Below are 2,465 nucleotides of genomic sequence, written 5' to 3'. Positions count from 1 at the left end.
GGAGCATTAGGTGCCGGAGTAACTGGATTTACAATGGAATATGTGGATGAGGTATACATAAATCCAGCTCTTCGTGCTAATATCTTAAATGATGAAGCTGCATATAATATTGACTATAAGCAAGTATTAATCAACTCGGGAATAGCAGGAGCCTTCACTGCAGGAGCTTATTATATGCAAGCTGCAGCAGCATCTCGTAATACAGCAAAGGTTATGGCTAATGAGAATGTGAAAATAGATGCTATCGATAGTCCAAAGGCAGTTGTTGAAGAGGTCGGAGTAGAAGGCGGAAAGGAAATTGGCTGGGATATGCCAGAAGGTGGAGGTACAATAAATGGGCGAGAGTATTCGCAACATGCATTAGAGAGGATGGCTCCGGATACGCCAGCGATAAGAGCAGAGCTGAGTAGAAGAGCCGAAATACTTGCAGAGAAAAAAGGTTTAGAAGTAGGAACTCTTGAATATTATAAATTTTGCGAAAAATATGTGGATCCAAGAAATATACCCCCATCTGTTATAGAGGATGCAATTTTAAATGCATCCCCTAAAATTGGGAGGACAGAAGGGACATTTGTTTATCAAACGGCAGATGTTACTGTAATAGTTAATGAAACGGGTAAAGTTATAACAGTAATTCCAAGGTAAGGAGACTAATATATGTATATAAGATATGATGATATGGATATGATTGAATTCTTCGAAAATGAACCTATAACTATTGGTGAAGAAGGAGAGGGGATGCTAATTTATACACTAAAAGATGGCACATCTTTAGGGTTGACATTAACGGTGGATGCATATGCTAAAACTATAGATATTGGTATTGCATACAATAAGGATATTATTTTTTCGGGAGAATTTGAAAATATAATCGAAATAAAGAAAAGCGAGAATGATCTTGTTCTGTGTAAAGAAGGTGGAAGCCGTATATTATTAAAAAAATATCCATGTTTGGGCGCGATTATAGAAAAAGAATAATATTGAATAGTTGATGGAAGATATTATACGGACGAATTGAACATAATAATAAACAATAAAGAGTCTGCAGGAGAGCTCGGAAGATTAGTGCTTGAAGATGTGGCTAATGAGGGGCTGAACAATAATCTTTCAAATATTTATAGAAATACATCGGTTGAAGTTAGAAATGTTATAGAGCAACATGGGATGACAGTCGATGAGTTTGTTGAATTTCTTGATAGTCAAAGAGTGCTAACTAATGCAGAAGCTACTTTGGTAAAAGTGGTTAGGGATGAAATTGGACTTCCGCCTGAAGGTGTTTCTGGAATAGGTGTGAATGAGAACTCGGTAATTGATGTTGATGCTTATACTGTAAAGGATACTGTGAAAGCAGAATGGATATTATTAGGAGGAATATAGAGTGAGTGAATATGCGATTTACAATAATAGATGATTTAGGGCTGTATACAATGATGGTAAAGTATTTTTGACTAGTAAAAAAGAAGAAGAAGGGTTTGAATTACATTCGTTTATATCTGGATTTGAGACAATTAATACATATGAAAAAACTGTAAGTGAAAAAGAGGTGGATGCAGTCTTTGATGAGGAGATTTTTATTAGATATTTATTAAATGATTATTGTTTATTTTACTCACCTAGATACGAAGATTTTATAAAAGATAATTCAATAAGAATCTTAACAACAAATTCTGAATTGGCACATACATATAATTTTAATCGTAGTGAACCAGGAGTATATTATAAAGATATATTAATACATGAGATTGATTGCATAATCCTAAAACGAGTGCCAATAGGTTCTCATACACAAATAAGTTTATGTAGGGATGAAATAATAGTAAAAGATGATGTGAAAGATTATTTGTATGGATTACATGAGGAATGGAAAAGATGACAGAAAAAGCAGAAGCTATTAAGATTAGTCTTTGATGAAGGAGAAACGATTGGAGACTACAAAAACACATATTCAAATTTGGATATGATTGAGTGTTTGATGTTGTTGGATTATGTTACTACCGAGTTTATTCCTTCTGCTGCTCAACAAAATAAAGTACAGGATGTTGAATATTTCAAATCTGTAGAGTTGATATTGCAAGAAGTTGTCTGGAAAAAAATAAAAAAAGAGAAACATTTATATACAGCAATAGAGGCAGATGGCAAGATAATGATTAAGAACAATTGCATGTATGTTTTTATTACAAGTATGTATGAAAAAATGTGAATATTTAAGGCGATACAAAAATGACATTAATTGAATTGCAAAAAAGACTATCAACGGAAAATCATATTATTGGTAGCTTGCAGGTTGAGTGTGGAAAAATGACAGAGGTTCCTGACATTATTGGTATTTATGAGGAGAATGGTATATTTTATGTATATGATACGAATGAGAGAGGTGGTGTTGTTATTCTCGATGAAGGAGCGGAAGAAGAGATGACAGAGGCGCTTTATAGAAGGGTTTTAAAAGTAGAAAAGCGTTATTTAAA

General features: G+C 33.6%; 6 protein-coding genes. All 6 read left to right on the top strand.

What is annotated here, in order from left to right:
- A partial coding sequence (locus BLP50_RS14410; RefSeq protein WP_207645752.1) for a hypothetical protein occupies window positions 1-645 on the top strand: 645 nt, incomplete at its 5' end.
- Between the two features lie 12 nt (window positions 646-657).
- A complete protein-coding gene (locus tag BLP50_RS14100) occupies window positions 658-978 on the top strand; it encodes a hypothetical protein (RefSeq protein ID WP_090155892.1) in 321 nt (106 codons plus the stop codon).
- A 36-nt stretch (window positions 979-1,014) separates the two neighbouring features.
- A complete protein-coding gene (locus tag BLP50_RS14095) occupies window positions 1,015-1,377 on the top strand; it encodes a hypothetical protein (protein ID WP_143001156.1) in 363 nt (120 codons plus the stop codon).
- A gap of 67 nt (window positions 1,378-1,444) precedes the next feature.
- Complete coding sequence (locus tag BLP50_RS14090; protein ID WP_090155886.1) at window positions 1,445-1,873, top strand: hypothetical protein; 429 nt, start codon at window positions 1,445-1,447, stop codon at window positions 1,871-1,873.
- Between the two features lie 78 nt (window positions 1,874-1,951).
- Window positions 1,952-2,200 (top strand): hypothetical protein, encoded by a 249-nt coding sequence (locus BLP50_RS14405; protein WP_176753797.1) that lies wholly within the window; start codon window positions 1,952-1,954, stop codon window positions 2,198-2,200.
- 20 nt (window positions 2,201-2,220) lie between these two features.
- Window positions 2,221-2,465 (top strand): hypothetical protein (locus tag BLP50_RS14080; protein ID WP_090155882.1); only part of this gene is annotated, 245 nt, incomplete at its 3' end.

Source organism: Pseudobutyrivibrio sp. AR14 (assembly GCF_900101325.1).
Taxonomy (GTDB): domain Bacteria; phylum Bacillota; class Clostridia; order Lachnospirales; family Lachnospiraceae; genus Pseudobutyrivibrio.
This window is presented reverse-complemented; position numbering and strand designations above follow the sequence as displayed.